General features: G+C 71.8%; 25 protein-coding genes and 1 tRNA gene. 8 read left to right on the forward strand and 18 right to left on the reverse strand.

Annotated elements, in window-relative coordinates:
* Positions 1-13: 13 nt before the first annotated feature.
* Entirely contained in the window at positions 14-697 is a 684-nt protein-coding gene (locus D9753_RS19345; protein ID WP_121788133.1) for a copper chaperone PCu(A)C, read from the reverse strand.
* A 660-nt stretch (positions 698-1,357) separates the two neighbouring features.
* Between D9753_RS19345 and D9753_RS19355 the strand changes: the two genes are divergently transcribed.
* The 7 genes from D9753_RS19355 (at position 1,358) to D9753_RS19390 (ending at position 8,206) form a co-directional block, all read left to right on the forward strand.
* Entirely contained in the window at positions 1,358-1,840 is a 483-nt protein-coding gene (locus D9753_RS19355; protein WP_003953493.1) for a CarD family transcriptional regulator, read from the forward strand.
* Between the two features lie 343 nt (positions 1,841-2,183).
* Positions 2,184-2,936 carry a 2-C-methyl-D-erythritol 4-phosphate cytidylyltransferase gene (gene ispD / locus D9753_RS19365; protein WP_121788134.1) on the forward strand — a complete coding sequence of 251 codons (753 nt, stop codon included), beginning with the start codon at positions 2,184-2,186 and terminating at the stop codon, positions 2,934-2,936.
* Positions 2,926-3,438 (forward strand): 2-C-methyl-D-erythritol 2,4-cyclodiphosphate synthase, encoded by a 513-nt coding sequence (gene ispF, locus D9753_RS19370; RefSeq protein WP_121788135.1) that lies wholly within the window; start codon positions 2,926-2,928, stop codon positions 3,436-3,438. Before ispD ends, ispF begins: the two co-directional genes overlap by 11 nt.
* 55 nt (positions 3,439-3,493) lie before the next feature.
* Positions 3,494-3,898: a PPOX class F420-dependent oxidoreductase gene (locus D9753_RS19375; protein WP_121788136.1), complete on the forward strand. Its 405-nt coding sequence runs from the start codon at positions 3,494-3,496 to the stop codon at positions 3,896-3,898.
* Between the two features lie 59 nt (positions 3,899-3,957).
* Positions 3,958-5,361, forward strand: coding sequence for a cysteine--tRNA ligase (gene cysS, locus D9753_RS19380; protein WP_121788137.1), 1,404 nt, complete (start codon positions 3,958-3,960; stop codon positions 5,359-5,361).
* Between the two features lie 95 nt (positions 5,362-5,456).
* The gene (gene rlmB, locus D9753_RS19385) at positions 5,457-6,398 is read left to right on the forward strand and encodes a 23S rRNA (guanosine(2251)-2'-O)-methyltransferase RlmB (RefSeq protein ID WP_121788138.1); all 942 of its coding nucleotides are present in this window, start codon (positions 5,457-5,459) and stop codon (positions 6,396-6,398) included.
* Positions 6,399-6,559: 161 nt separating this feature from the next.
* The gene (locus tag D9753_RS19390; RefSeq protein ID WP_205614202.1) at positions 6,560-8,206 is read left to right on the forward strand and encodes a DoxX family membrane protein; all 1,647 of its coding nucleotides are present in this window, start codon (positions 6,560-6,562) and stop codon (positions 8,204-8,206) included.
* A 276-nt stretch (positions 8,207-8,482) separates the two neighbouring features.
* Here the strand turns inward: D9753_RS19390 and D9753_RS19395 are convergent, their stop codons facing one another.
* From D9753_RS19395 to D9753_RS19405, 3 genes are all read right to left on the reverse strand, one after another.
* Positions 8,483-9,214, reverse strand: a complete 732-nt coding sequence (locus D9753_RS19395) for a nucleotidyltransferase family protein (RefSeq protein ID WP_121788140.1) — start codon at positions 9,212-9,214, stop codon at positions 8,483-8,485.
* Positions 9,215-9,298: 84 nt separating this feature from the next.
* Complete coding sequence (locus D9753_RS19400; protein ID WP_121788141.1) at positions 9,299-9,763, reverse strand: hypothetical protein; 465 nt, start codon at positions 9,761-9,763, stop codon at positions 9,299-9,301.
* A 195-nt stretch (positions 9,764-9,958) separates the two neighbouring features.
* The gene (locus D9753_RS19405; protein ID WP_121788142.1) at positions 9,959-11,095 is read right to left on the reverse strand and encodes an ABC transporter ATP-binding protein; all 1,137 of its coding nucleotides are present in this window, start codon (positions 11,093-11,095) and stop codon (positions 9,959-9,961) included.
* A gap of 219 nt (positions 11,096-11,314) precedes the next feature.
* On the opposite strand from D9753_RS19405, the gene D9753_RS19410 reads away from it, so the two are divergent.
* Positions 11,315-11,392, forward strand: a tRNA-Thr gene (locus D9753_RS19410).
* Positions 11,393-11,438: 46 nt separating this feature from the next.
* Here D9753_RS19410 and D9753_RS19415 read toward each other — a convergent pair.
* The 14 genes from D9753_RS19415 to D9753_RS19480 all read right to left on the reverse strand — a co-directional run bounded on the left by D9753_RS19415 (position 11,439) and on the right by D9753_RS19480 (position 23,007).
* On the reverse strand, positions 11,439-12,824 hold the full coding sequence (locus D9753_RS19415) for a tyrosine-type recombinase/integrase (RefSeq protein ID WP_121788143.1): 1,386 nt from the start codon (positions 12,822-12,824) through the stop codon (positions 11,439-11,441).
* A 70-nt stretch (positions 12,825-12,894) separates the two neighbouring features.
* The gene (locus tag D9753_RS19420; protein ID WP_121788144.1) at positions 12,895-13,098 is read right to left on the reverse strand and encodes a helix-turn-helix domain-containing protein; all 204 of its coding nucleotides are present in this window, start codon (positions 13,096-13,098) and stop codon (positions 12,895-12,897) included.
* Positions 13,099-13,271: 173 nt separating this feature from the next.
* Positions 13,272-14,516, reverse strand: a complete 1,245-nt coding sequence (locus D9753_RS19425; RefSeq protein ID WP_121788145.1) for a DUF3631 domain-containing protein — start codon at positions 14,514-14,516, stop codon at positions 13,272-13,274.
* A complete protein-coding gene (locus D9753_RS19430) occupies positions 14,513-14,944 on the reverse strand; it encodes a hypothetical protein (protein ID WP_394346733.1) in 432 nt (143 codons plus the stop codon). The genes D9753_RS19425 and D9753_RS19430 overlap by 4 nt, the downstream gene beginning before the upstream one ends.
* Positions 14,941-15,843 carry a bifunctional DNA primase/polymerase gene (locus D9753_RS19435; RefSeq protein ID WP_121788146.1) on the reverse strand — a complete coding sequence of 301 codons (903 nt, stop codon included), beginning with the start codon at positions 15,841-15,843 and terminating at the stop codon, positions 14,941-14,943. Before D9753_RS19435 ends, D9753_RS19430 begins: the two co-directional genes overlap by 4 nt.
* An 87-nt stretch (positions 15,844-15,930) precedes the next feature.
* Positions 15,931-16,239 (reverse strand): hypothetical protein, encoded by a 309-nt coding sequence (locus D9753_RS19440; protein WP_121788147.1) that lies wholly within the window; start codon positions 16,237-16,239, stop codon positions 15,931-15,933.
* Positions 16,240-16,473: 234 nt separating this feature from the next.
* Positions 16,474-18,582, reverse strand: a complete 2,109-nt coding sequence (locus tag D9753_RS19445) for a hypothetical protein (RefSeq protein WP_121788148.1) — start codon at positions 18,580-18,582, stop codon at positions 16,474-16,476.
* 1 nt (position 18,583) lies between these two features.
* Positions 18,584-20,212 carry a hypothetical protein gene (locus tag D9753_RS19450; RefSeq protein ID WP_121788149.1) on the reverse strand — a complete coding sequence of 543 codons (1,629 nt, stop codon included), beginning with the start codon at positions 20,210-20,212 and terminating at the stop codon, positions 18,584-18,586.
* 72 nt (positions 20,213-20,284) lie between these two features.
* On the reverse strand, positions 20,285-20,587 hold the full coding sequence (locus tag D9753_RS19455; RefSeq protein ID WP_121788150.1) for a hypothetical protein: 303 nt from the start codon (positions 20,585-20,587) through the stop codon (positions 20,285-20,287).
* 27 nt (positions 20,588-20,614) lie between these two features.
* A complete protein-coding gene (locus D9753_RS19460; protein ID WP_121788151.1) occupies positions 20,615-20,956 on the reverse strand; it encodes an RRQRL motif-containing zinc-binding protein in 342 nt (113 codons plus the stop codon).
* Positions 20,956-21,963, reverse strand: coding sequence for a DUF2637 domain-containing protein (locus tag D9753_RS19465; RefSeq protein ID WP_121788152.1), 1,008 nt, complete (start codon positions 21,961-21,963; stop codon positions 20,956-20,958). The genes D9753_RS19460 and D9753_RS19465 overlap by 1 nt, the downstream gene beginning before the upstream one ends.
* Positions 21,960-22,298 (reverse strand): hypothetical protein, encoded by a 339-nt coding sequence (locus D9753_RS19470; protein WP_121788153.1) that lies wholly within the window; start codon positions 22,296-22,298, stop codon positions 21,960-21,962. The genes D9753_RS19465 and D9753_RS19470 overlap by 4 nt, the downstream gene beginning before the upstream one ends.
* Positions 22,295-22,741, reverse strand: coding sequence for a Pycsar system effector family protein (locus D9753_RS19475; protein ID WP_121788154.1), 447 nt, complete (start codon positions 22,739-22,741; stop codon positions 22,295-22,297). The genes D9753_RS19470 and D9753_RS19475 overlap by 4 nt, the downstream gene beginning before the upstream one ends.
* Entirely contained in the window at positions 22,738-23,007 is a 270-nt protein-coding gene (locus D9753_RS19480; protein ID WP_121788155.1) for a DUF6284 family protein, read from the reverse strand. Before D9753_RS19480 ends, D9753_RS19475 begins: the two co-directional genes overlap by 4 nt.
* Between the last annotated feature and the right edge of the window lie 646 nt (positions 23,008-23,653).

Genomic DNA, 23,653 nt, shown 5'->3' on the forward strand with positions numbered 1-23,653 from the left:
CCGTACAACCGTCTCAGTGACCGGCGCTCGACTGCGACGCCGAGTCGGTCGGGGCTACGGCCGCCGAGGCGCTGGACGACGAGCCGGCCGCGCCGCCCTTGCCCGGCTTGCCGCTCGGGGTGGCGGTCGCGCCGCCGGAGGCCGTGGCGCCGGGGGCGCCGCCGGCGGACGCCGGGGCGGACGGGACCTCGGAGGGGCCCCACTCGCCGAAGTAACTGGCGGCCGGGACGACGAAGGCGCGCAGGGTCACCTTGCCGGTCTTGCTCAAGGTGAAGGTGACCTTCTGGGCGTTGCCGTCCTGGACGGCCTCACGGCCGCTGGGCAGCACCGCGGAGGCGTTGCCCTTGCCGCCGAGGATCAGCGAGCCGCCGGCCGGGACGGTCAGGCTCTGTCCCTTGGCGGCCTTCAGCTCGACGGACGTACCGCTGCCCTCCACGGTGACCGACTGGAGGGTCTGGTCGGTCCTGCCGGTGTTGAACACGTTCGCGGAGATCACCGCGGGGCCCGCCGCCTTCAGGTCGGGCTGGGTGATGACCACGGCGTTCTGGACCTTGATGTCACCGACGTGGACGGCCGCGTTGTCCGGCTGGATCTCCAGCGTCTGAGCGTTGTTGCCGGCGCCGCAGGCGGCGAGCGAGGCGATCGAGAAGGCGATGGCGGAGGCGGCGAGGGCGCCGCGTCGAAGGCTGCTGCTCACGGCGGCGGCAACTCCTTGAACGCGCGGGCGGCTCCCCTGATAAAGCCGCCCTAAGGGTCTGTCAGCGGGCTCAGGTTACCGAGCCGTTCCCGGACGACCGCACCCGACCCTCCCCCAAGCAGCGGCCTTCCCTCCGGGTGGGGGTACCCCACGGGTCCGCGGGCGACACCCTCGTCACATTGCGGGGACGCTCGTCTGTCATTCACATAACGCGCGGGCGAGCGGCTCGCGACAAACGGCGAGAGACTCGCGACAACACGCGCGACATCCGCACGGCACCGCTTGCGAGATTTCCGTGAAGGATTCCGCACCGCCCACGATATTGATCACGGAGCGCGGCTCGCGCGGCCGTTGATCAATTCAGGAATCGGCTCACATCCGCCTGTGGTCACCGAACGGAGTAGCGGAAGTCGTACGCTTGGAAGCGGACATATCAGGGCGTTCAGCCACTCGGGCGGACCTGCCCGGGTGTGTGACGTACTCGTTTCGGCCCGCCCACAGAGCCCCTCCGACCTGCGAATACCCGCTTCCGCGGACGCTCCGCAGCACGTTCCGGATGCTGTTGTCAAGCCCCGAGATATGCCCTGACCTGCGAAAACGCCATTCAGAAGACGCCGTATCCGTGTTACCCTGGATAGCCACGGAAGGGGTACCTGTCACATGACGTTCAAGGTTGGCGACACCGTGGTCTATCCCCATCACGGGGCCGCGCTGATCGAGGCTATCGAAACTCGTCAGATCAAAGGCGTGGACAAGACCTACTTGGTGCTGAAGGTCGCCCAGGGTGACCTGACGGTACGTGTGCCAGCGGACAATGCGGAGTTCGTCGGCGTGCGTGATGTGGTCGGTCAGGACGGGCTGGACCGGGTCTTCGAGGTGCTGCGTGCGCCGTATGCCGAGGAGCCCACGAACTGGTCGCGTCGTTACAAGGCAAACCTGGAGAAGCTCGCCTCCGGCGATGTCATCAAGGTCGCCGAGGTCGTGCGTGACCTCTGGCGTCGTGAGCGCGAGCGCGGACTCTCCGCCGGTGAGAAGCGCATGCTCGCCAAGGCTCGCCAGATCCTGGTCAGTGAGCTGGCCCTCGCGGAGAACACGAACGAGGACAAGGCCGAGGCCCTGCTCGACGAGGTGCTCGCCTCCTGACGCGCAGCGGCAGCGAACCCTCGCTTCCGGCACGCTCAGCCCAGTAAATGCCGCGGTGCCCGATGACACTTACCCTGTCGCCGGGCGCTGCGGCATGTTCGTCCCCGGAACGCATCACGGTGAACCCCGGAAGAACCGCGGCGGAACCCCGAGGATCCCCACCGACCGGACGGGACGCCGCAACGCTCGCCGGGCACCTCGGGGGAAACCCCCCGTACGCGTCGTGCCGGGCCCGGGCCGGCGGCTCGACCAGGGTCACGGAAAGGGTCCGGTCAAGGCGTCGCACCAGGCACTTCCCAGGCCATACCCACGTAGGTCGAGCACACAAACCTGACAGGAACCGATGTCTGACGAATCGCGCCCCACGCCCGCGCAGAGCCCCGTCGCCGCCGTGATTCCCGCAGCCGGCCGAGGCGTCCGCCTCGGTCCGGGCGCCCCCAAGGCACTCCGCGCGCTGAACGGCACGCCGATGCTCATCCACGCGGTCCGCGCCCTCGCCGCGTCCCGCCACGTCTCCCTCGTCGTCGTCGTGGCCCCGCCGGAGGGCACCGCCGAGGTCAAGTCCCTGCTCGACGCGCACGCCCTGCCCGAGCGGACCGACTTCCTCGTCGTGTCCGGCGGCGAGTCCCGGCAGGAGTCGGTCCGGCTCGGCCTCGACGCCCTGCCGCCCGAGTACGGCGTCGTCCTCGTCCACGACGCGGCCCGCCCGCTCGTCCCGGTCGACACGGTCGACGGCGTCATCGAGGCCGTACGCGACGGCGCGCCCGCCGTGGTCCCCGCGCTCCCGCTGGCCGACACCGTCAAGGAGGTCGAGCCCGCGGCCGTCGCCGGCGACCCGGAACCGGTCGTGGCCACGCCCCGGCGGGACCGGCTGCGCGCCGTCCAGACGCCCCAGGGCTTCGACCGCGCCACCCTGGTCCGCGCCCACGAGGAAGTCACCGACGACGTCACCGACGACGCGAGCATGGTGGAACGGCTGGGCCTGACAGTGGTGGCCGTCCCCGGTCACGAGGAGGCCTTCAAGGTCACCCGCCCCCTCGACCTCGTCCTCGCCGAGGCGGTCCTGGCGCGCAGGAGGCTCAACGATGGCTTCTGAGGCATCCGGCCCCCAGCCGCCGCCGGTGCTGCCCCGGGTCGGCGTCGGCACCGACATCCACGCCTTCGAGGAGGGCCGCGAGCTGTGGTGCGCGGGCCTGCGCTGGGAGGGCGAGGGGCCCGGCCTGGCCGGGCACTCCGACGCCGACGTCGTGGCGCACGCCGCGTGCAACGCCCTCTTCTCCGCCGCCGGCCTCGGTGACCTGGGACAGCACTTCGGCACCGGCCGGCCCGAGTGGTCCGGGGCGTCCGGGGTCACCCTGCTCACCGAGGCCGCCCGGATCGTGCGCGAGGCCGGCTTCGCCGTCGGCAACATCGCCGTCCAGGTGGTCGGCCCCCGCCCGAAGATCGGCAAGCGGCGGGACGAGGCCGAGAAGATCCTCTCCGACGCGGCCGGCGCCCCCGTCTCGGTCTCCGGCGCCACCACCGACGGGCTCGGCTTCCCGGGCCGCGGGGAGGGGCTGATGGCGGTGGCCACGGCACTCGTGGTGCGGGTGGGCTGAGAGCGTGCGAGGGTACCCGGAGAGTCACCGCTGACGGCTTTGTGTGGAGGTACCCGTGTCCGCTGCCCTGTCCGACCGTGTGAAGTCCCTGCTCGACGGCACCGTGTTCATCGTCGTCGGCACCCTCCAGCCCGACGGCAGCCCGCAGATGTCCCCGGTATGGGTGAAGCGCGACGGTGACGACGTCCTCTTCTCCACGACGACCGACCGCCGCAAGTACCGCAACCTGGAGCGCGACCCCCGGGTGACCGTCGTCGTCATGAACCCCGACCAGCCCTACGAGTACGCCGAGATCCGCGGCGTCGCCGAGATGACGACCGAGGGCGGTCGCCAGCTCATCGACGAGCTGAGCCGCAAGTACACCGGCAAGGACTACGCCGACTTCAATCCGGCCTCGGTCCACGACGCCGAGCGGGTCGTCGTGCGGATCCGGCCGCGGAAGGTCGTCGGGATGTCGTGAGCCGTGGCGTTCCCGGCGGTGGGCGCATGGCACTGTCCGGCGCCCACTACCCTGGAGTGGTGACTATTCGCCTGTACGACACCAGCGCCCGGCAGATCCGTGACTTCGCCCCGCTCAAGCCGGGTTGTGTCTCGATCTACCTGTGTGGCGCCACCGTGCAGGCGGCCCCCCACATCGGCCACGTCCGCTCGAACCTGAACTTCGACATCATGCGCCGCTGGTTCGCGTACCGCGGCTACGAGGTGACGTTCGTCCGCAACGTCACCGACATCGACGACAAGATCATCGCCAAGAGTCACGAGCAGAACCGCCCGTGGTGGTCGATCGGGTACGAGAACGAGCGAGCCTTCAACGACGGGTACGCGGCCCTCGGCTGCCTGCCGCCGGCGTACGAACCGCGCGCCACCGGCCACGTGCCGGAGATGATCGAGATGATGCGGGGCCTCATCGAGCGCGGGCACGCCTACGAGGCCGACGGCAACGTCTACTTCGACGTACGGTCCTTCCCGTCGTACCTGGAGCTGTCCCGGCAGGAGCTGGACAACCTGCTCCAGCCGTCCGGCGAGGGCGAGACCGGCAAGCGGGACCAGCGCGACTTCGCGATGTGGAAGTCCGCCAAGCCGGGCGAGCCGAGCTGGCCGACCCCGTGGGGCCCCGGCCGCCCCGGCTGGCACCTGGAGTGCTCGGCGATGGCCCACAAGTACCTGGGCAGCGCGTTCGACATCCACGGCGGCGGCCTGGACCTGATCTTCCCGCACCACGAGAACGAGATCGCCCAGGCCAAGGCCTACGGCGACGAGTTCGCGCGGTACTGGGTGCACAACGCCTGGGTCACCATGGCCGGCGACAAGATGTCCAAGTCGCTCGGCAACAGCGTCCTGGTCAGCGAGATGGTCCGCCGGTGGCGCCCCATCGTGCTGCGGTACTACCTGGGCACCCCCCACTACCGCTCGATGATCGAGTACAGCGAGGAGTCGCTGCGCGAGGCGGAGTCGGCGTTCGCGCGGATCGAGGGCTTCGTGCAGCGTGTGGTGGAGAAGGCCGGGGGAGCCGTCGAGCCCGCCCCCGAGGTGCCGCCCGCCTTCGCCGAGGCGATGGACGACGACCTGGGCGTGCCGCAGGCCCTCGCCATCGTGCACACCACAGTCCGGCAGGGCAACAGCGCGCTGGCCGCCGACGACAAGGAGGCCGCCGTCGCCCGGCTCGCCGAGGTGCGGGCCATGCTCGGCGTCCTCGGCCTGGACCCGCTCGACGCGCACTGGGCCGGCGACGGCGCCGACCGGGGCGAGGACCTGCACGGCGTGGTCGACAGTCTCGTACGGCTCGTCCTCGACCAGCGCGAGTCCGCCCGTACCCGCAAGGACTGGGCCACCGCCGACGCGATCCGCGACCAGCTCAACCAGTCGGGCCTCGTCATCGAGGACAGCCCCCAGGGGCCCCGCTGGAGCCTCCCGCCGCGCTGACCGCCCGGCCGGCCCTTTGATCGATTGTGCCGCCCGGCCGTCCGGGCGGCACACTGCACAGACATACACACACTTCCGTAGAGAACAGGTAGATCATGGCCGCGAACAACCGTCGCATGTCCGGCAAGAAGGGCGCGCAGGTCGGCAGTGGCGGCCAGCGGCGCAAGGGCCTGGAGGGCCGGGGGCCGACCCCGCCCGCCGAGATGCGCAAGGGCCACAAGAAGAACCGCGTCGCCAACGCCAAGGCGAAGCAGGCCGTGCGCCGCCCCATGGCCCGGGGCCGCGGCGGGAAGTCCGCCTCCGAGCTGGTCGTCGGCCGCAACCCGGTCTTCGAGGCGCTCCGCGAGGGCGTGCCCGCCAACACGCTCTACGTCCAGCAGTTCATCGACAACGACGAGCGCGTCCGCGAGGCCCTCCAGCTCGCCGCCGAGCGCGGCAACATCAACCTGATGGAGGCCCCGCGCCCCGAGCTGGACCGCATGACCAACGGCCTCAACCACCAGGGTCTGGTCCTCCAGGTCCCGCCGTACGAGTACGCGCACCCGGACGACCTGCTCGACGCCGCGGCCGACAACGGCGAGGACCCGCTCGTCGTCGCCCTCGACGGCGTCACCGACCCGCGCAACCTCGGCGCGGTCGTCCGCTCCACCTCCGCCTTCGGCGGGCACGGCGTGATCGTCCCCGAGCGCCGCTCGGCCGGCATGACCGCCGGTGCCTGGAAGACCTCCGCCGGTACGGCCGCCCGTACGCCGGTCGCCCGCGCCACCAACCTGACCCGCATGCTCGAGGCCTACAAGAAGGCCGGCGTGACGGTGGTCGGTCTGGCGGCGGACGGCGAGGTGGAGGTCGGCGACCTGGAGGCCCTGGGCGGCCCGGTCGTCATCGTCGTCGGCAGCGAGGGCAAGGGCCTGTCCCGCCTGGTCGGCGAGACGTGCGACCACCGGGTGCGCATCCCGATGCCGGGCGGCGCCGAGTCGCTGAACGCCGGCGTGGCCGCGGGCATCGTGCTCTACGAGGCGGCCCGCAGGCGGAGCTGAGCACCGTCCCGTCCGGACGGGAGCGGAGTGCGAACGCCCGTCCGGAAGCTCGCCCCCGTGGGGTAATCCCGGCGCCCATGTGGCCTGACGGGCCGCTTTGACGGGGTCCGGACACATCCGGGCGGTCAAGGCAGTGTCCTAACGCCACGTCACTCGGTTAGATGAGTGTGGACACCAGAACACCCCGCACACCCACGGGGGACCGCTCGTCGGGTATCGACGACGCTCCCGCGCTGAGCATGGTGAAGGTGCCGAGCGATCCGGCGCAGGTCATCGTCGCTCACGCCAGCTTCCGCGTGCTGCTGGGCGCGTCGGCGAAACACATCCAGTCCCCGCGGATCGCCCGGCACCTGAGCGCCGGCCAGGACACGCCCCGGATGCCCGTCGTGGGCACGGCGGGCGCCACCGGCCGCCGCCGTCCCGTCGTGTGGAGCGGCAGGTCCGCCCCCGACGACACCGGAGCCCACCGGCTCCTCCAGGCCGTGCGGGGCAGCAGCGTCCGCCACGCCGACGAGTCCCAAGCCGGCGCCACCCGGCTCGTCCCGCGGGTCCGGACCGGGTACGCCGACACGTACGACGCCCTGGACCGGACCGTCGAGACGCCCGTCGTCGGCCACCAGCGGACCGCGGCCGAGGCCGACGGCACCCGCCTCCTGCCGCACATGCGCACGGCGACCGGTGCCTACGACGAGCAGACCTGGGCCGACCACGAGCCGTACGACGCCTACCCGGACGACGACGGCACCCCGCGCCCGGCCAAGCGCCACGGCGACGACCCGGCCCGGCACGCCTACTACCCCGGCCGCCGGTTCAACCTCGGCGTCGTCCTGCTCCCGCTGCGCATCTTCCTCGGCTTCATCTCGCTCTACGCCGGCATGGGCAAGCTCTGCGACCCCGTCTACTTCGACGGCGGCAAGCGCGGCTCCATGGTCACCTGGCTGAACACCCTGCACCCCTGGGCCGTCGCCGAACCACTGCGTCAGACGGCCCTGCACCACCCCGTCGGCTGCGGCCTGGTCATCGCCTTCCTCCAGGTCGTCGTCGGCGTCCTGACCGTCCTCGGCTGCTGGCAGCGCGTGGCCGCCGTCGTCGGCGCCCTGCTCTCCGCCGCCCTGCTCGTCACGGTCAGTTGGAAGACGGTCCCCGCCTACGACGCGCCCGACATCATCTACCTCGCCGCCTGGTCCCCGCTGATCATCGCCGGCGCCCCCGTCTACTCCGTCGACGGCCGTCTCGCGGGCAGCGCCTGGCGCCGGCTCGGCCCCCGCGCCGACATCTGGGAGCTGCGCCGCTACGTCCTGCGCCGCGGTGCGGTGCTCACGGCCGTCAGCGTCGGCCTCACCCTCCTCGTCGGCTCCCTGCTGGGCGGAGCGGTCCGCGACTCCAGCCGCGTGGTCGTCCCCGGCCCCGGCGAGGCCCCCCGCAACCAGCTCCCGGGCTCGCCGCTCCCGCAGGAGCCCGGCAAGCGGCACAGCAAGCCCCCGTCGATCACCAGCACCCCCACCGGTGGCGCCACGGCCGGCGCGGTCCCCTCCGGCGCGGCGACGACTCCCGGTACGAGCAGCCGCGGCACCGGCGCCACCACCACGACGCCCAGCCAGACGCAGGGCACCACCGGCCAGGTCCCGCCCCGCCGGGTCGCGCCCACGGGCGGCGGTGCCCCGAGCACGACGGCCGGCCCGACCAGCACGGGCGGCACGGGCGGCACCACCTCGACCGGCGGCACCACGTCGACCGGCGGCACGACCGGTTCGGGCGGCGGCTCGACCTCGGGCCGGCCGGGCCTGGTGGGCGGCCTGCTGGGCTGACACCCCGCACCACGAGAAGGACCGGCGGCAAGAGAAGGGCCCCGTACCGAGGACGGTACGGGGCCCTTCTCCATGTGGTCGGGTGGTCGGGTGGTCGGGCGGGTGGGGTCGGTCAGACGGTCATGCGCGGCCGGGCCGTCATGCGGTCGATCACGGCCAGGCGGTCGTGCGGGGCGGTCGTGCGGGGCGGTCCTGCGGTCGTGCGCTCAGGACATGAGGTCGTGCGGTCGGAACGGCGCACGCGTAGGGCGGCGCACGCGGCCCCCGGCGCCCCGGCTACCGCCCCAGCGCCGCCAGCTCCTTCGCGGCCTCCGTCAGATCCTTCGCCGTGTCGATGGCCCGCCAGTAGGCCCCGTGCGGAATCGTGAAACCCGCGAGCCGCTTCTCCCGGGCCAGCCGGGGGAACGTCGTGCGCTCGTGGTCGCCGCGCTCGGGAAGCATCGCGGAGAACTCAGGGGAGAACACGTACACGCCCGCGTTGATCTCGAACGTCGACGGCGGAGCCTCGATGAAGTCGGTGATGTGCCCGAACCCGTCGGTCTTCACCGCGCCCCAGGGAATCCGCGGACGGGCCAGCGCCAGCGTCGCCACCGCGTCCCGCTCCGTGTGGAAGTCGGCCATGTCACGCAGGGAGAACCGCGTCCAGATGTCCCCGTTCGTGGCGTACCAGGGCCGTTCGGGGTGGGGAAGGCGCGCCGCCGCGTACCTCAGACCGCCGCCGCGGCCGAGGGGCTCGCTCTCCACGACGGTGGTGACGGAGACGGGGAGGTCGGCCGAGTCCAGCCACTTCTCCAGGACGTCGGCGAGGTGGCCGCACGAGACCACCACGTCCGTGACGCCTTCCTCGGCGAGCCAGGTGAGCTGATGGCCGATGATCGGCGTCCCCGTGCCGGGGATCTCGACCATCGGCTTGGGCCGGTCGTCGGTGTACGGGCGCAGCCGGGAGCCCTGGCCACCGGCCAGGACCACGGCTTGAGTGGGGCGCGACGCGGCGCTCGGATGGGTCATGACGGCACTGTACGTGGCGCCCCACCGCTGGGCGCGGGCGGCAACGCGCTCCCAAGGGAGCGGCTGCCCGGTGCCCGCCGGTACTCAGCTCCGCGCGGCCAGGACGCCCGAGGCGAAGGCCGTGTCACACACCGGGCGCGCGTACGACTGGGCGCGCGGGGCGCCGTAGATCCGCACCGCGGCCCTGCCGAGGGCGCGGGCGATGGAGGAGCAGTGCCGGGCCAGCTTCGGACGACCGTTGACGGCCTGCTGGAGGTGGGTGAGGACGACCCCGGGGTCTCTCTCCTGGAGTTCGGTCATCAGGTGGTCGCGGAGCACGTCCTGCGGCGCCTGGGCGGCGGCCTTCCTGACGGGAAGCGCGGCCGTCGAGACGTCGGAGGCGGTCAGCACCGAGCTGGAGGGGCTCCCCGTCCAGTTGACCCGGGTGACCGCGAGGGTGCCGGAGAGCACCAGGAAGACGGGCAGGACGAGGGCGAGTGTGCGGCCGATCCGGCGGGCAGGGCCGCCCCGGTGGCCGCGTCGCGTCTGAGGGATGGTGGAGTGCTTCACGCGTGTGAGAGTAGCGCCCGGTAGTGACATGGCGACATTGAGTCACCCGTATGGGGGATGAGATGGCGCCGCTTTCGGGGTAACGGGTTGACGCCGACCGCCCGGAATGATTACTGCGCCGAGGGTCTCGTGCCCCCACGCGGCAGGGGCCCCGCACGCCGTGCGCGCGGGGCCCCTGCCGTACGAGGTGGGCCGTCAGTCGGTCAGCCGCTCACCGGTGGACGTGGAGAACACGTGCAGCTCACCCGGTCGCGGCACGACGTGCAGCGTGGCGCCCTTCTCCGGCACCTGGCGCCCGTTGACGCGGACGACCAGGTCCTTGACCTCGCCGCCGACCTCCGCGGTGCCGTAGACGTAGCCGTCGGCGCCCAGCTCCTCGACGACGTTCACGGAGACGGCCAGGCCGGCCGGCGCGTCCGCGCTGTCCTTGGTCAGGGCCGTGGCGGCGCCGCCGCCCAGCTCGACCACGTCGAAGTGCTCGGGACGGACGCCGACGGTCACCGTGCGGTCACCCTTGTCGGCGGCGGCCTGGAGCGCGTCCCGGTTGACGGGGACGACGCTGTTGCCGAACTTCACGCCGCCGTCGGTGATCGGCACCTCGACCAGGTTCATCGCGGGGGAGCCGATGAAGCCGGCGACGAAGAGGTTGACGGGCTTGTCGTACATGTTCCGCGGCGAGTCGACCTGCTGGAGCAGACCGTCCTTGAGGACCGCCACGCGGTCGCCCATCGTCATGGCCTCGACCTGGTCGTGGGTGACGTACACGGTGGTGATGCCGAGGCGGCGCTGGAGGGACGCGATCTGCGTACGGGTGGAGACGCGGAGCTTGGCGTCCAGGTTGGACAGCGGCTCGTCCATGAGGAAGACCTGCGGCTCACGCACGATCGCGCGGCCCATGGCGACACGCTGGCGCTGACCGCCGGAGAGCGCCTTCGGCTTGCGGTCCAGGTACTCGGTGAGGTCGAGGATCTTCGCGGCCTCCTCGACCTTCTGCCGGATCTCCGCCTTGTTGACGCCGGCGATCTTGAGCGCGAAGCCCATGTTGTCGGCGACCGTCATGTGCGGGTACAGGGCGTAGTTCTGGAACACCATGGCGATGTCCCGGTCCTTGGGCGGCAGGTGCGTGACGTCGCGGTCACCGATGCGGATGGCGCCGCCGTTGACGTCCTCCAGGCCCGCGAGCATCCGCAGGGAGGTGGACTTGCCGCAACCGGACGGGCCGACCAGGACGAGGAACTCGCCGTCCTCGATCGCGATCTCCAGCGAGTCGACGGCGGGCTTGGTGGAACCCGGGTAGATCCGGGTCGCCTTGTCGAACGTGACAGTGGCCATGGTGAATGGACCCCTTCTACCGGCAGGAACGTGCCGGACGATCCGTTGTAGGAAGGCGGTTGGTGTAGTCCACGTGAGTGAACTGGATCGAGACGGTACCTGGCGTTCACTCGCTCTGTCAGTACCCGGACCCCTGTGAACTTCGGGGAAATTCCCCGCGGAGCCGCTCCCGGACCTGGGTACACTGCACTGGCACGGCGGTGCCACGCACGCGTGCAGGCCTCCTTAGCTCAGTCCGGCCAGAGCAACGCACTTGTAATGCGTAGGTCGTCGGTTCGAATCCGACAGGGGGCTCCAGCGGGGAAAGGCCAGCTAGGAACGCTCCTAGCTGGCCTTTCGTCGTTCAGCGGACGCGGCGGCGGCGCCGCGCCCGTTCGGCCTTCCGGTCCTCGGTCTCAGTTGTGGTCTCAGTCGGGGGTTTCTGGCGCGGCATGAAGGCATCGCCCATGCGCTTCATGGCGTCCTTCGACAGGTGTGATCTGCCTTTCACGTACCGCCGGGTCTGGCTGATCTGGGTGTGCCGCAAGATCTCCATGATCGTGGGCATGTCGACCCCGAGTTCGTTCAGGATCGTCCCGGCGGTGTGCCGGCTTCCGTCGTACAGGCGCCGGTCATCGATGCCCGCTTCCGAAAGCAGCTCCTTGAATTCCTCCCAGTCGGCGCGGGGGTCGATGGGCCGGCCGTCCGGCCGCGTGAAGACGGCGCCGCACTCCTGCCACTCGTCGCCGGCCGCCGCGCGCATGGCGTCCTGCCGTTCCTTGTGCTCGACCAGGTAGGGAACGAACGGGGGCGGGATCGGTACGGGGTTCCGGCTCTTCTTGGTCTTGGGCCGGGTGAAGACGAGACCGCCGCCCTTGCGCTGCGGGCACACGCTCGCGTGCCCGGTGCAGCCCTTCGGGCACGGCTTCGGGCAACCGCGCTTGTAGCCCTTGTGGGCCGGGCAGTCCGGCGGGCACGGCTGGAAGCGGTGAAGGCGTGCGCCGCAGGAGTGAGGGTCCTGACAGCCGTGGCGCCAAGTGAGCCGTTGGAGCTGCCACTGGGGGTGGAACAGCTCGTTCTCCAGGTCGACGTACGGCCACCGGAGACCTAGGGTCTCGCCCTGCCGGAACCCCATGCCGACTCCGACGCACCAGCGCATGAAGGTGGGCCGTTTAGCCGCGGCTTTCAGGAACGCTTTGGCTTCCTCGGTGGTGAAGGGATTGGCTTCGGTCTCGTCCACGGTAGGCGGGTCGACCAGCGTCGCCACGTTCTCGGCGATGATCCGGCGCCGGTGGGCGATCTTCAGCGCGCGCGACAGGATGCGGTGCACCTTGAGCACGTGCGATGGCGCGTGACCTTCGTCCAGCATGGCGCGGTACATCCGCTCCAGGTGCTCCGGCGCGAGCTTGTCGAGCCGGTGCTGACCGACGCCCGGGACGATGTCGTTGCGCGTCTTGGACCAGTAGTCGTCCAGCGACCGCGGCTTGAGCTTGAGACTCGCGATCTCGGTCAGGTAGGTGTCCATCCACTGCGCCACGGTCGGCTTACGGCCGGCCTTCGGGGCGCGACCCTTCTCGCGCAGCGCTTCCAGCTCGCGGACCTTGCGCCGTACCTCGGCTTCCGTCTTGGCCCGGCGGTGGCGCCGGTCGGGGCTTCCGTCATTCTTGACGCCCATCGTGACGCGGCCGTGCCACCAGCCGTCGGCGCCCCGGTAGACGGACGATTCCATGTTGGCCTTGCGGGGGCTCATGTACTCCTCTACTCCTCCGAACGCGAGGTGGCCCCGGACGGGCGGTCCGGGGCCACCTCGCGCGGTCAGATCAGGCGGACTGCGGTTCGAGGGCGTTGACGAACTCTTCGAGGTGGCTCCGCTTGATGCGGCGCGACCGTCCCCGCTTGATGAACTTCAGCTCACCGGCGGCCATCAGCTCGTAGACGGTGGAGCGACCGAAGCTGAGGACTTCGGCGGCTTCCTCCGGGGTGTAGAGCAGACGGTCGAGGTGCGCGACGGCGGTGCTGTTCACCTGGATCTCTCCTCAGCAGTGCATCGGGGCTCCGGGCCCCTTCTGGGGAATCCGCAACATCCGCCACGCCGCAACATTGCTGGTCAGCGGCTTGAATCTGTGGCGGATGCCGGTTGTGTTGCGGATAGGTGCCGCCACGCGAGGTGCGCGGCGGCATCCTCGGGTGCGGGTGGTCAGCCGGCGATGCGAAGTTGGGGTGTGTCGGTTTCCGCGAGCATGTGGCGGCTCTCTGAAGTGCCTTCCGCCACAGATTCCCCCTCGTTGACCTGCGGTGTTGCGGCTGTGGCGGATGTTGCGGATTCTCCGGGGTCCGGGGGGCAGTAGCGGGCCCAGGCGTCGCTGAGGTCCTCCGCGTAGTAGCCCTTGGGTGTCGTGCTGCCGACGCGGATTCCGCGGGGCTTGATCGGGGTGTTGTCGGGGCGCACGTACTGGCTCAGGAGCTTGGACAGGGCGCGCGCGGTGAGCGGCTTGCAGTTCTGTCCGTCTTCGCTCAGGTCGGACCAGGGAGCGTCATCGAGCTGGAGGAGAACCTCCAGGATGGCGGCGGTGGGCATGCGGTCCACGCCGCAGAACACGCGGTCCCGTAGGTCCGTGAGCAGCTTGACGCCCAGGGAGGCTTGGTCGCCCTCGGATGCGGCTTTGATCAGGGCGATGCACGCGGCGCGGGCCCGCTCGGGCCAGTGCCCGCCGGCCGCGTCCGCGACTGCGAGCAGCGGCTCCCACACGTCCGCGGGCCGGTCCGTGACGCCCTCGGGCATCTCCGGCCACGCCTGGGCGATCTCGTCGTGGATGGTGGCGGTCCACTCGGCGAGCCGGTCCCGCAGCACGTGGCCCTGCTTCTCGTGGATGCGGCGCCGGTAGGGCTCGCACTTCTCGTTGGGCGCCTTCTTGCGCATGCGGATGATGACCGACCTGGTCAGGATCGTGTCGGGCAGCGAGCCGAGTCCGGCCATGGCGACCGCGCAGAACGAAGGGAAGAAACCTGCCTTCTGCTCGGAGCCCTCTCCGACGCAGCGCAGGGACTTGGCGCCGCGCCGATAGCCGGAGTTGAGGAAGCCGCGGACCTCTTCGTTCCCGCCGGCCTTGGGTCCGAAGACGGTGTCGATCTCATCGAACAGCAGCGTCGGTGTTCCCGCGTCCGCCGCCACCAGCCGGAACAGGGCGTTGGCGGAGGCGTTGACGGTGGTCGCGGAACGCGGCGTGAGCGTTTCGATGATCTCCAGCGCCCGGGACTTCCCGGAGCCGGGTTCCGGGCTCAGGAAGGCGATGCGGGCGGTGCCGTCCAGTGCGTCGATGAGGTGGGCGTGTGCGTCCCACAGTGTCACGGCGACGTAGGCGTGTTCGGTGGGGAAGACGTTGAAGCGGCGGTGGAAGGCTTCCACCTCGTCGAGCAGCGCGGCGCCGTCGATGGCGGTCATGCGGCGGCCTTCCCTTCGGGGGTTGCGGCGGGGGCTCCCGTGCAGGCGGATCGGTGGGCGTCGTACTCGGCGGCCAGCGCGGTGACGGCGTCGGGGCCGGTGGCGGTGCCGGTCAGTCCGCAGTGGCAGGCGTAGGCGGCGGTGGGTAGGGCGCCGGGTCGGGTGGACCAGCGGGCGCCGTCGTAGTGGTGGCGGTAGACCGGCGGGGCGAAGATGCGGATGCCGGGCCGGTCGGGCGTCGGGTCGGCACCGGGGCGTGCGTGGCCGGCCGGGAACCGGTCCGAGCGGGGAAGAGCAGTGACGACGCCCTTGCGGGCGGCGCCTTTCGGCTCGCCCACGCCCGGCCGGGGCTTGGCCGGCCGGGCGGCGCGCGGGCCGGTGGGTGTCGGGGGTTGGCCTTCCAAGGGAGGGGTGGCGGGGGTGCTCATGCCGCCTCCCGGGGCCGGGCTTTGCGGATAGAGCTGTCCAGGGCGCTGCGGATGGTGGTGCGGCACTCGGCAGCGGTGAGGCCGGCCGCCTCGCCTGTCCCTTGGAAGGCCTCCTCTGCCACGTGCCGGGGGAGGTCGCCCCACGCGACGAACCGCCCCACCTTGAACGCGCACCGGTTCAGGGTGGCGTTGCGCAGGCCCTCCGGGGTGGCGGCCACGACCGCGCACTCAGCCTCCAGCGCGGCCAGCGCTGCACGGCTGCCGTCCACGACAGGAAGCGCCAGCGGGGTGGCAGGACGCGCGGGCGCGGGGACAAGGGCGGTGTGCAGCCATGACGGCAGTGGGGCCGCCACCGGGGCGCACAGTGCTTCGTACCGTCCGGTGTGGGTGGTGCTGCCCGCGGCGACGACGTATCCGCCCCACGCTCGGGTGTCGACCGAGTCGGCGACCGTGCCGGCCGTGTTGCCCAGCCTCAGACCTGGCGGGGCTGTGAAGTAGAGGTGGGTTCCGCCGCTCGCAGTCCGCACCCGGTAGGTGGCGGGGACGGCGTGTCCGGCGCGCTCGCAGAGCGCTGCAAAGGTTGCCGCGCCGTCAGGCGCGTCCGAATTGCCCTTGTGGTCCGGGGTGTCCAGGTCGATGACGACCAGCCCGGACGGGCCGGTGGCGATGCCGATGTTGAACGGCGCCCGCGACCAGGCGGCGCGGATGCGGGCGGGGTCGGTGGTGGCGCGCTGTTCCCACTTCACGTGCCCGGCCGCGCAGGGTCCGGCGCCGGTGCAGGACTTCTCTCCGTGAAGTGCCGGCGGCTTCCCGCCGGGGCGCAGGGGGAAGACGTGCCAGCCGCGTGCGGCGGAGTCCAGTGCCGCGGACAGCAGCGGAGATTGGGCAACATGGGTCATGCTGGATGTCTCCAGTCCTGTTGAGGGTGCTGGGTGACAAGGGCGGCCCCGACTTCTTGCCGGAATGGGGGGCCGCTCTTGGCGTAGTCAGGTCTTGTTGCGGGTGAGCTTGAGCGTGATGCCGCCCAGCCCGATGGGTCCGGCGGCTCCGGCGATGACGGTGGCGGTGTGGGCCGCGGCGTCGAGCAGGAAGCACAGGGCGGCGACCAGTCCCCACCCGCCGGCCACGGCGGCTCCGGCGACGGCGAACGGGATCACGATGCGGCGCCACGGGATACCGGCCGGCTCGGTGTTGTGGACGACGATGACGACGGGTTGTCCGGTGGCCTGTGCGCGCTGCCAGTCGGCGGCGGGTATGTGAGGTGCGATGGTGCCCGGCGGGGTGCGGTGGTCCATTTCGGGGCTCCCTCGGGGTGTACCGCGGGCCCGCACCACCTGGTGGTGCGGGCCCGCTCGGTCGGGGTGGGCTTGTCGCGTTGCTTGTCGTCTTCCTTGTCGTGCGGCTTGTCGTCTGGCTTGTCGCTTGTCTTGTCTTGTCGCTTGTCGTCTCGCAGGTCACAAGCCGTTTCCGGCGCTCTCAGCCCCGGTTGTGGGGCGTGTGGAGGGCAGGGGTCGGCAGGCGACAAGTGATCAGTTGTTGGGGGTGTGGGAGTGGTGGACGTACCGGGCTTTGGTGCCTTCTCCGACGCGGACGGCGGTGCCGTCCTTCACCCAGTCCCTGAGCCAGCCGACGACCGTCTGACGGGACGTGCCGTGCTGCTCGGCCAGGGCGCGGGCGATGGCGGACGCTCCGGTGCCGTCGGGGCCGGCGGCGAGCAGCGCGGCCAGCGCAGCCCGCTGCGCGGGGTTGTCCTGCTCACCCCGCAGCGCGGACAGGTTCAGCCCACCCGACCCGGCCGGCGGCCCATCGGCCTCGGTGGGCCGGGGGTCCGGGGCGGTGCCGAACGTGGCGTCGATCTGCTCGCGGAAGCGGCGCAGCATCGCGTCCTCGGGCGAGTCCTGCGTCTCGTCCTGGCCGTTCAGCGCGGACAGCCGCAACCCTCCACCCGCGGACCCGCCGGCGTCCGTACCGCCGGGGGTGTGGTCGCGTATCCATGCCGTGCGCTCGGCGTCCCAGCGTCGGGCGTAGGCCGGCCCGGCGGCTTTGGCGGAGACGGCGTCGAGGGTGGGGTGGCGGTCGGAGGTGGCGGCGATGATCTCCCGGATCTGGTTCGGCAGGATCCGCCAGGCCTTGAACAGTGCGGCCGGGGATTCGGGGGTGCCCATGAACCCGGCGCCCTTGTGCGGGGCCTGGTCGACGCGCAGTCCGCCGCGCGAGCCCGGGAACATCTTGGACAGGTCCATGCCCTCGTTCTCCCCGCCGGTCAGGGCAACCCGGACCTTGGCCTCCCGCCGGATCATGAGGTTGCTGAGCACGCTCCCGGTGGCCCCGAGGGCGGTCAGCACGGTGCGGATACCCATGGCGCGGGCGATCCGGATGACCTCAAGGATCTTCTCCCCGAGCTTGCGGACCTGCCGGTCGGGGCTGGCCAGGATCTCCGCGCCCTCATCGATGACCAGCATGATCTGCGGAATCTGCGCGCTGATCGGCAGCAGATCGGTGTTCGCGCGGGCGAGCACGTCCTGATAGCCCATCTTGCGGTGCTTGGCCACCCTGACCGCCGTGTCCAGCATGGTCATCGCCTCATCGAACGTGCCGGCGAGCCAGTCGATACCCGGGCGGACCGGCTTGCCGTCGGCGGACTTCACCTCCCCGTTCAGTGCGGGCAGCACCCAGGGCAGGCCGGCGCTGCCGGCGTTGAGGTCGATCACCCAGGTCAGGATGTCGTCGGCGCGGGCGAACCCGGCGAGGATCGAATGGACCATGTTCGTTTTGCCGGAGCCGGTGGGGCCGACGATGAGCGCGCACTGCTCGCGCAGGTAGGCCAGGATCTGTTCGGCGTTGGTGCGGTAGCCCCAGGGGATGCCGGTGTGCACCGAGAGGGGCCCGTAGTCGACCGGGTAGGTGCGTTCCTGTTCCAGCACGTTGACGGTGGTCACGTCGATGATGACGCGGCCCTGGTGGATGCCGGGGGAGGCGGTGGCGGTGCAGCCGTGCGGCAGCCGGGCGTCGGCGGACAGGCGGGGTGCTTCGGCGGCGATCTTGTTCCAGGTGGCGCCGCCGGGCGGGAGTTCGGCGTCGATGGAGTACCCGGCCATGGTCTCCCACTGCTCGACACCGACCACGCGCACGGTGATCGAGCAGACCCGCTGGATCCGCTCCACCCATTCCGCGGCAATCGCCCGCCGGTCGGCGGACAGCTCCCGCGCGATCTGCCGCTGCTCGGCGGCGATGGCTTCCTCCTCCCGGGCTTCCTCGAACAGGGCCGATGACCGGGCGGCGGCACCGATGCCGACCCCGAGGGTGGCCAGCGAGCCGAGGGCGGCCCAGGTGAGGGGGCCGGTGGTCATGGCCCAGGTGGTCCAGCCGGCTCCGACGAGCCAGGAGGCGGCGCGGGTGGCCAGGGTGCGGCCGGCGTTGCGCACCCGCAAACCGACGATGGTGTGTCCGAGGGCGCCGGCGGTGCCGACGGCCAGGGCCCAGCCGGGCGGCATGTGTGTGGCGGCGCCGGTGGTGGCGAGGGCGAAGGCTCCGGTGGTCGCGGACAGGGCGCCGGTCACGGGTCCGTGACCGGCGTTCCAGTCCAGCACCGGGCCACTGCTCACCTGCTGCTTCTTGGCGGTGGCGGTGTTGGTCATCTCAGACGTTCCAGCCCTTCTCGGCTTCGGGACCGTTGCGGGGGTCCTCGTGGCGGGCGATGTCCTGCTCGTGGGCCTGCCGGAAGAGCGGGCCCATGTCCTCGGCGACCGCGACGGCGCTCATCAGGGCGCCGAAGATGTCGTTGAAGCCGTCCGCGACCTCCTTCTCCAGCGGGAATTCCGAGTCGGAGCGCTCGGCGAGGATCTTCATGACGTTCGCCACCGAGGTGAGGGCGGCGGGGAGGCCTTCGACCATGGCGAGGATCTCCATGGCGTTCTCGGGCTCGTAGGAGTTGGCGGCCTGCTCCATCTCGGCGGCGGCCTCTTCGAACCGGAAACCGGACACGTGCTCTCCTTCACTCGCTTCGGTGGTGGGGGTCTGACCGGCGGGCCTCTCCACGCCGTCCGTGATGCCGTCTGCGTCCTCGGCTGCTTCCGCGTCGGCTGCGGCTTCCTTCGCGGCCAGCTCCTTGCGGATGGCCGCGTCCCGTTCGGCACGCTCCGCGGTGGCCGTCCGGACGATCCGCGCGTACAGGCGACGGCCCGGGTACATCAGCCACGGGATGCCGAGCTTGCGCCCGAGCGGCGTGGTGATGAGTCCGAGCAGTCCCAGGGGCGCGGCGAGCAGCGCGGCCAGCAGCCGGCGGCCGTGGAAGCGGGCCGCGGACCGGCGCAGTGCCTGCCGGGCCGCGCGGCGGGCGGGGGCCTTACGGACCGCGGCGCGTTTGGCGGCGACCGTGCCGGCCGCCGCGGCGTCGCGCTTGGCACGCAGCTTGGCGACCGCCGCACCCCGGGCGGTGCGCGCCCTATGGGCGGCGCCACCCAGCATCCGGCCCGCCGGACCGCCCCGATGTCCGCCGCGGCCGGCGGACCCGGTGCTGCCGGAGCCACCGCGAGTGGCGCGGGCTGTGGCGTTGCGGCGGGCGTCGGCGACCGCGCGGCGGGCGGCGGTGGTCTGCGCCCGCTGTCCGGCCCGGGTGCCGGCCGCCGCGTGCTGCGCCGACCGCAGGGCCTTGACCTGCCCGATGCGGCCCGCGGCCTTCCACATCGCGGTGCCGGCCGCGCGCTTGGCCCCGCCGCCAGCGGTCTTGCCACGGCCCTTCCCGACCGCGCCGGTCGCGGTGCCGGCGTTGCCCTTGCGGGCGGTGGTGCCACCGGATGCGCGGCGGTGTTGGCTGGGCAAACTGCCCGACCGTCCACCGGCACGACCGGCCCGCGAGCCGGACGAACCACCCCCGGCACGGTTGTTGCTGGTGGATGCGCCACCGCGGCGCAGGCCGGTGGCGCGGGCCGCGGCGGTCCGGCCGGCTGTGCGGGCGGCGGCCCGGCGCGCTTCCTTGCGGGGGCTGGCCTTGCGGCTGCGGGTGGCGGCGACGGTGCCGAGGACGACGGCGCCGGTCGCGGCGACCATGGCGGCGATGGGGCCACCGGCCAGGGCCGCGGTGGCCACCATGCCCACGGTGCCGTTCGCACCCGACAGGGCAAGCGGTACGACCGGCCAGCCGCCGGGCGTGTGCTCCACCTCCGCCACGGCCGGGGCCGGCGTCTTCTCGGTCGGTGCGGGGACGGTGGGGGGCAGTGTGGGCGGGGCCGGTTCGACGGCTACCGGCTCTGCGCTGAGTTCCGTCATGCTGTGTGCACTCCTCTTCGGGGAGTAGGGCCCGGCCGGGGCCGTAGGAAGTTGCCGGCCGGGCCTGCCGAATCAGGTGTGGTGCGGGTGGCGTGCGGCGATCTCCTGCCAGCGCCGGTTCTCCGCGCTGTCCGTGCCGGTGAGGCGCACGCGGAAGTCGCAGCCGGGCCGCGAGCAGCGGTGGGTGGTCGTCGCCCACGCGCCGATCAGGCGGAAGAACAGGCCGGAGAACGTGGCCAGGCAGGACAGGCAGCAGGCCAGCAGCAGCGAGACGGGCACGCCGTAGCCGGACAGCCGCACCCCGATCGCCAGGGCCAGGACCGCGCTGACGGCGACGGCGCCCGTGTTCGGGACACGCTGACGTGTGACGTTCACTCCAACTCCTCGGTTCGGATCGGGTGGTCAGGCGGCGCGCTGTTCCTCGGCGGGGTCGAAGCAGGGGGCGCACATCCCCAGCTCGGCGGGGATGACGTAGCCGGCATCCCGGCCGCACTCCGGGCAGATGCGCCGGGCGGTGTTGGCCTTTGCCAGGGCCGCCCACTTCGCGGGCGTCATCGGCCGGACCGGCTTGGCCTGCTCGATGGAGTAGAGGTAGGCGACCAGCGGGCCGCGGCGGCGCCGCGGACGCTCCAACTGGGCGGCCACGTCCTGGCCGCCGGGCCGCAGCCCGAGGGCGCGCAGCTGGCGGCGGGTGGCCAGACCGTCCGGGGCGAGGCGCCACCGGTAGGTGGGGAGGCCGGCCATCACCGGCTCGCGATGGCCAGCTCAGCCCCGCCCGCACCCGGGTCGCGGTGCTCGGCGTAGCGGGCGGACACCCACCCCACCGACCAGCCGCACAACTCCGCGGCGGACCGCACGGGCAGTCCGGCGCCGAACGCGGCGGCGACGATCTGACGGGCCTCACCCTCGGGAAGCTTGCCGTCGGCCGGCCCGCGCTCCAGCAGCGCGGCACGTTCACGCTCGGCCCGCTCCTCGCGTGCCTGCTGTTCACGACGTTCACGCGCCTCCCGCTCGGCCTGCTCGCGGGCACGGCGTGCGGTGGCGTCCCGCTCGCGCTGTTCACGTTCCTGCTCACGCTGTTCACGCTCGCGTTCACGGCGTTCACGCTCGGCCCGCTCGGCAGCCTGCCGGGCGGCTTCCTGCTCCCGCTCCTCGCGTCGGTGTCGCTCCTCGCGCTCAGCCTGCTCACGGGCCAGCGCGGCTTCGTGTTCACGCTGTTCACGCGCCAACGCCGCGGCGTGCTCGCGCTCCTCGCGGGCCTGCCGGCGGGCGGCTTCCTCCCGCTCCCGCGCCGCCTGTTCTCGCCGCTCCCGCTCCGCCCGCCGTTGTTCCTCCACCGCCGTCACGGCGGCGGCGATGGCGCGGCGGTAGGCGAGGCTGGTCTCTGCGGTGACGATCAGCAGCAGTGGGGCGACCGAGTGGACGGCCACGCCGACCAGGTCTTTCTTCAGCGCGGAGTCGGCCGTGTTGAGGGCGAGCGTCATCAGGCCGGTCATCCACCGCAGCACCATGGGCCAGCGCCCGCCGTGCCCGCCCAGGCGGGCCAGCACGTCATCGAGCTTGACCACGATGACCACCGCGGCGTCCACCACCAGCGGCAGAATCGGCGCGGTCCAGCCCCACTGCGCGGCCGTGTGCTTCGCCATGAGCGGCGTAACCGTGAGGATCGAGTAGAGCATCGCCCCACACACGATCAGCCACGTCCCACCCGACAACGCCCGCTCCGCTGAACGCGTCTGAACACCGCTCACGGCGCACCCCCCGCCGCAGCCGGCGTCAGGGTGTCCACGTCGCTGAAGCCAGTCAGCTCCAGCACCGCGCCCGCGAAGGTGGTGAACGTGTTCAGCACCCGGGTGCGGCCCGTGCTCTGCTCGCGGTAGATCACGCCCTCCGGGCGGATCTTCAGGGCTTGGCGCCAGACTTCGAAGTCGTCCAGCCCGTGGTGGAACGTCAGGGACAGCCGGTCCGGGTAGAGGGGGGACACCTGCACGTCCGGAGCCGGCAGATGCCCGAAGTCCATCGCCAGCAAGCGAAGCGCCCGCAACGCTCCGGCCAGGTCATCCAGGGTCAGGGTCTGGTCACTCATGCCGCACCCCCGAGGGCGAGCAGGGCCGCCAGGACGAGCAGGGCGCCACCGATCTGGGTGAGGTCGACCGCGCGGCGCAGGCCCGTGTACTTGGCGACCGCGAGGCGGGACAGGCCGGCGATGTCGGCGGCCAGGTCCCGGGAGACGGTGTCGGTGATCTCCTCCGCGGTGAGCGTGGCCCACAGCGGGAAGCCGTGCCGGCCGCCCAGGTTCGGACGGACCGAACGCAGCAGCAGACCGGCCGCGCCCAGCAGCAACGCCAGCCCGGGAACCCCCGTGAGGATGGCGGCCGGGTTCAGCGGCAGGTCGCGGGCGACCGACCACGTGCCGGCGAGCACCGCACCCACGAACGCCAGCAGCAGGCCGGTCTTGGTGTCCGTCCGTGCAATCTCCGCCTTGACCTCGGCGTGCGCGGCGGCCAGGTTCGCGTCGATGGTGCTCACGCGGCATCCCCCGCCAGGCTGGTGCCGGCCGCGTAGTTGGCCAGGTCCCGGCGGACGCTGAGCACGCGGTGCTGCGCCCGGCGGATGCGGCGGGTGTCCAGCTCGTTCGGCGTGCGGTCCAGGTGGGTGATCTGCGCGTCGAGCAGGTCGATGCCCGCGAGGATCGCCGGCATCTCCTCCTCGATCGCGTCCAGCTCCGCGTCCGTCGGCTCCATGAAGTCGGCGAACGCGGTAACAACGTCCTGAACAGTGACGATGTGGCTCATGGGTCGTGTTCTCCTTCGCAGGTGGACGGCCCTAACGCGGCTCCCGGGTGGCACCCCGGGAGCCGCTCGCCGTTGAAGTCGGACGATCCGGCTCCCCTCAGCGCTGCTCGTGCGAGACGAGCAGCGGAGGCAACCGGCGCGGCGCTATCCGCCGCGATGCGGTGAGAGGTGACCGGTTGGCCGCAGCACACGGAGGTGCTCGCGGACCGGGGAGGGAGCGGCGCTGCCGTGCCGGTCGATCACGGCCGCGCCCATCGCTTTCGTCGGTTCACTACCGCTCCTCAAGGCTTTGAACAGGGGGTATGCACTGCAAGGGGGATCGATGTCCCCACCCTCCGGCCGTTGATCGCGGTCACCGGGCCACCTCGCCAGTTGGGCCGTAGCCCTGTCCTCTGGCCTTCAGCGGGATTGCAGCGTCCCCGCCTCCTGCGCATGCGGCGTGCAGCCGCTCACAGCCGAGTTGTTCCGTTCGGCTATGTAGTACCTGTTTTACAGGTACTACATGGGGGTTCGTCAAGCACGTCGACCGAACCTCTTGTCTGCGCGCCGGGACTTCCTGGCGCACATTCAGAATTGCTGCTGGTCAGGGGAGTTGGTCACCCCGCGCGTGGACAGCTTCGGGACTTCTGGCTACGGTCAAGAAATC

Origin of the sequence: Streptomyces dangxiongensis (genome assembly GCF_003675325.1) — a bacterium.
Lineage (GTDB): Bacteria > Actinomycetota > Actinomycetes > Streptomycetales > Streptomycetaceae > Streptomyces > Streptomyces dangxiongensis.

What these genes read in the sequence shown, in the direction of transcription:
- D9753_RS19355 (WP_003953493.1), top strand. Translation starts at nt 1,358, where the DNA reads ATGACGTTCAAGGTTGGCGACACCGTGGTCTATCCCCATCACGGGGCC.
- ispD (WP_121788134.1), top strand. Translation starts at nt 2,184, where the DNA reads ATGTCTGACGAATCGCGCCCCACGCCCGCGCAGAGCCCCGTCGCCGCC.
- ispF (WP_121788135.1), top strand. Translation starts at nt 2,926, where the DNA reads ATGGCTTCTGAGGCATCCGGCCCCCAGCCGCCGCCGGTGCTGCCCCGG.
- rlmB (WP_121788138.1), top strand. Translation starts at nt 5,457, where the DNA reads ATGGCCGCGAACAACCGTCGCATGTCCGGCAAGAAGGGCGCGCAGGTC.
- D9753_RS19390 (WP_205614202.1), top strand. Translation starts at nt 6,560, where the DNA reads ATGAGTGTGGACACCAGAACACCCCGCACACCCACGGGGGACCGCTCG.
- D9753_RS19395 (WP_121788140.1), bottom strand. Translation starts at nt 9,214, where the DNA reads ATGACCCATCCGAGCGCCGCGTCGCGCCCCACTCAAGCCGTGGTCCTG.
- D9753_RS19405 (WP_121788142.1), bottom strand. Translation starts at nt 11,095, where the DNA reads ATGGCCACTGTCACGTTCGACAAGGCGACCCGGATCTACCCGGGTTCC.
- D9753_RS19415 (WP_121788143.1), bottom strand. Translation starts at nt 12,824, where the DNA reads ATGAGCCCCCGCAAGGCCAACATGGAATCGTCCGTCTACCGGGGCGCC.
- D9753_RS19425 (WP_121788145.1), bottom strand. Translation starts at nt 14,516, where the DNA reads ATGACCGCCATCGACGGCGCCGCGCTGCTCGACGAGGTGGAAGCCTTC.
- D9753_RS19430 (WP_394346733.1), bottom strand. Translation starts at nt 14,944, where the DNA reads ATGAGCACCCCCGCCACCCCTCCCTTGGAAGGCCAACCCCCGACACCC.
- D9753_RS19435 (WP_121788146.1), bottom strand. Translation starts at nt 15,843, where the DNA reads ATGACCCATGTTGCCCAATCTCCGCTGCTGTCCGCGGCACTGGACTCC.
- D9753_RS19440 (WP_121788147.1), bottom strand. Translation starts at nt 16,239, where the DNA reads ATGGACCACCGCACCCCGCCGGGCACCATCGCACCTCACATACCCGCC.
- D9753_RS19445 (WP_121788148.1), bottom strand. Translation starts at nt 18,582, where the DNA reads ATGACCAACACCGCCACCGCCAAGAAGCAGCAGGTGAGCAGTGGCCCG.
- D9753_RS19450 (WP_121788149.1), bottom strand. Translation starts at nt 20,212, where the DNA reads ATGACGGAACTCAGCGCAGAGCCGGTAGCCGTCGAACCGGCCCCGCCC.
- D9753_RS19460 (WP_121788151.1), bottom strand. Translation starts at nt 20,956, where the DNA reads ATGGCCGGCCTCCCCACCTACCGGTGGCGCCTCGCCCCGGACGGTCTG.
- D9753_RS19470 (WP_121788153.1), bottom strand. Translation starts at nt 22,298, where the DNA reads ATGAGTGACCAGACCCTGACCCTGGATGACCTGGCCGGAGCGTTGCGG.
- D9753_RS19480 (WP_121788155.1), bottom strand. Translation starts at nt 23,007, where the DNA reads ATGAGCCACATCGTCACTGTTCAGGACGTTGTTACCGCGTTCGCCGAC.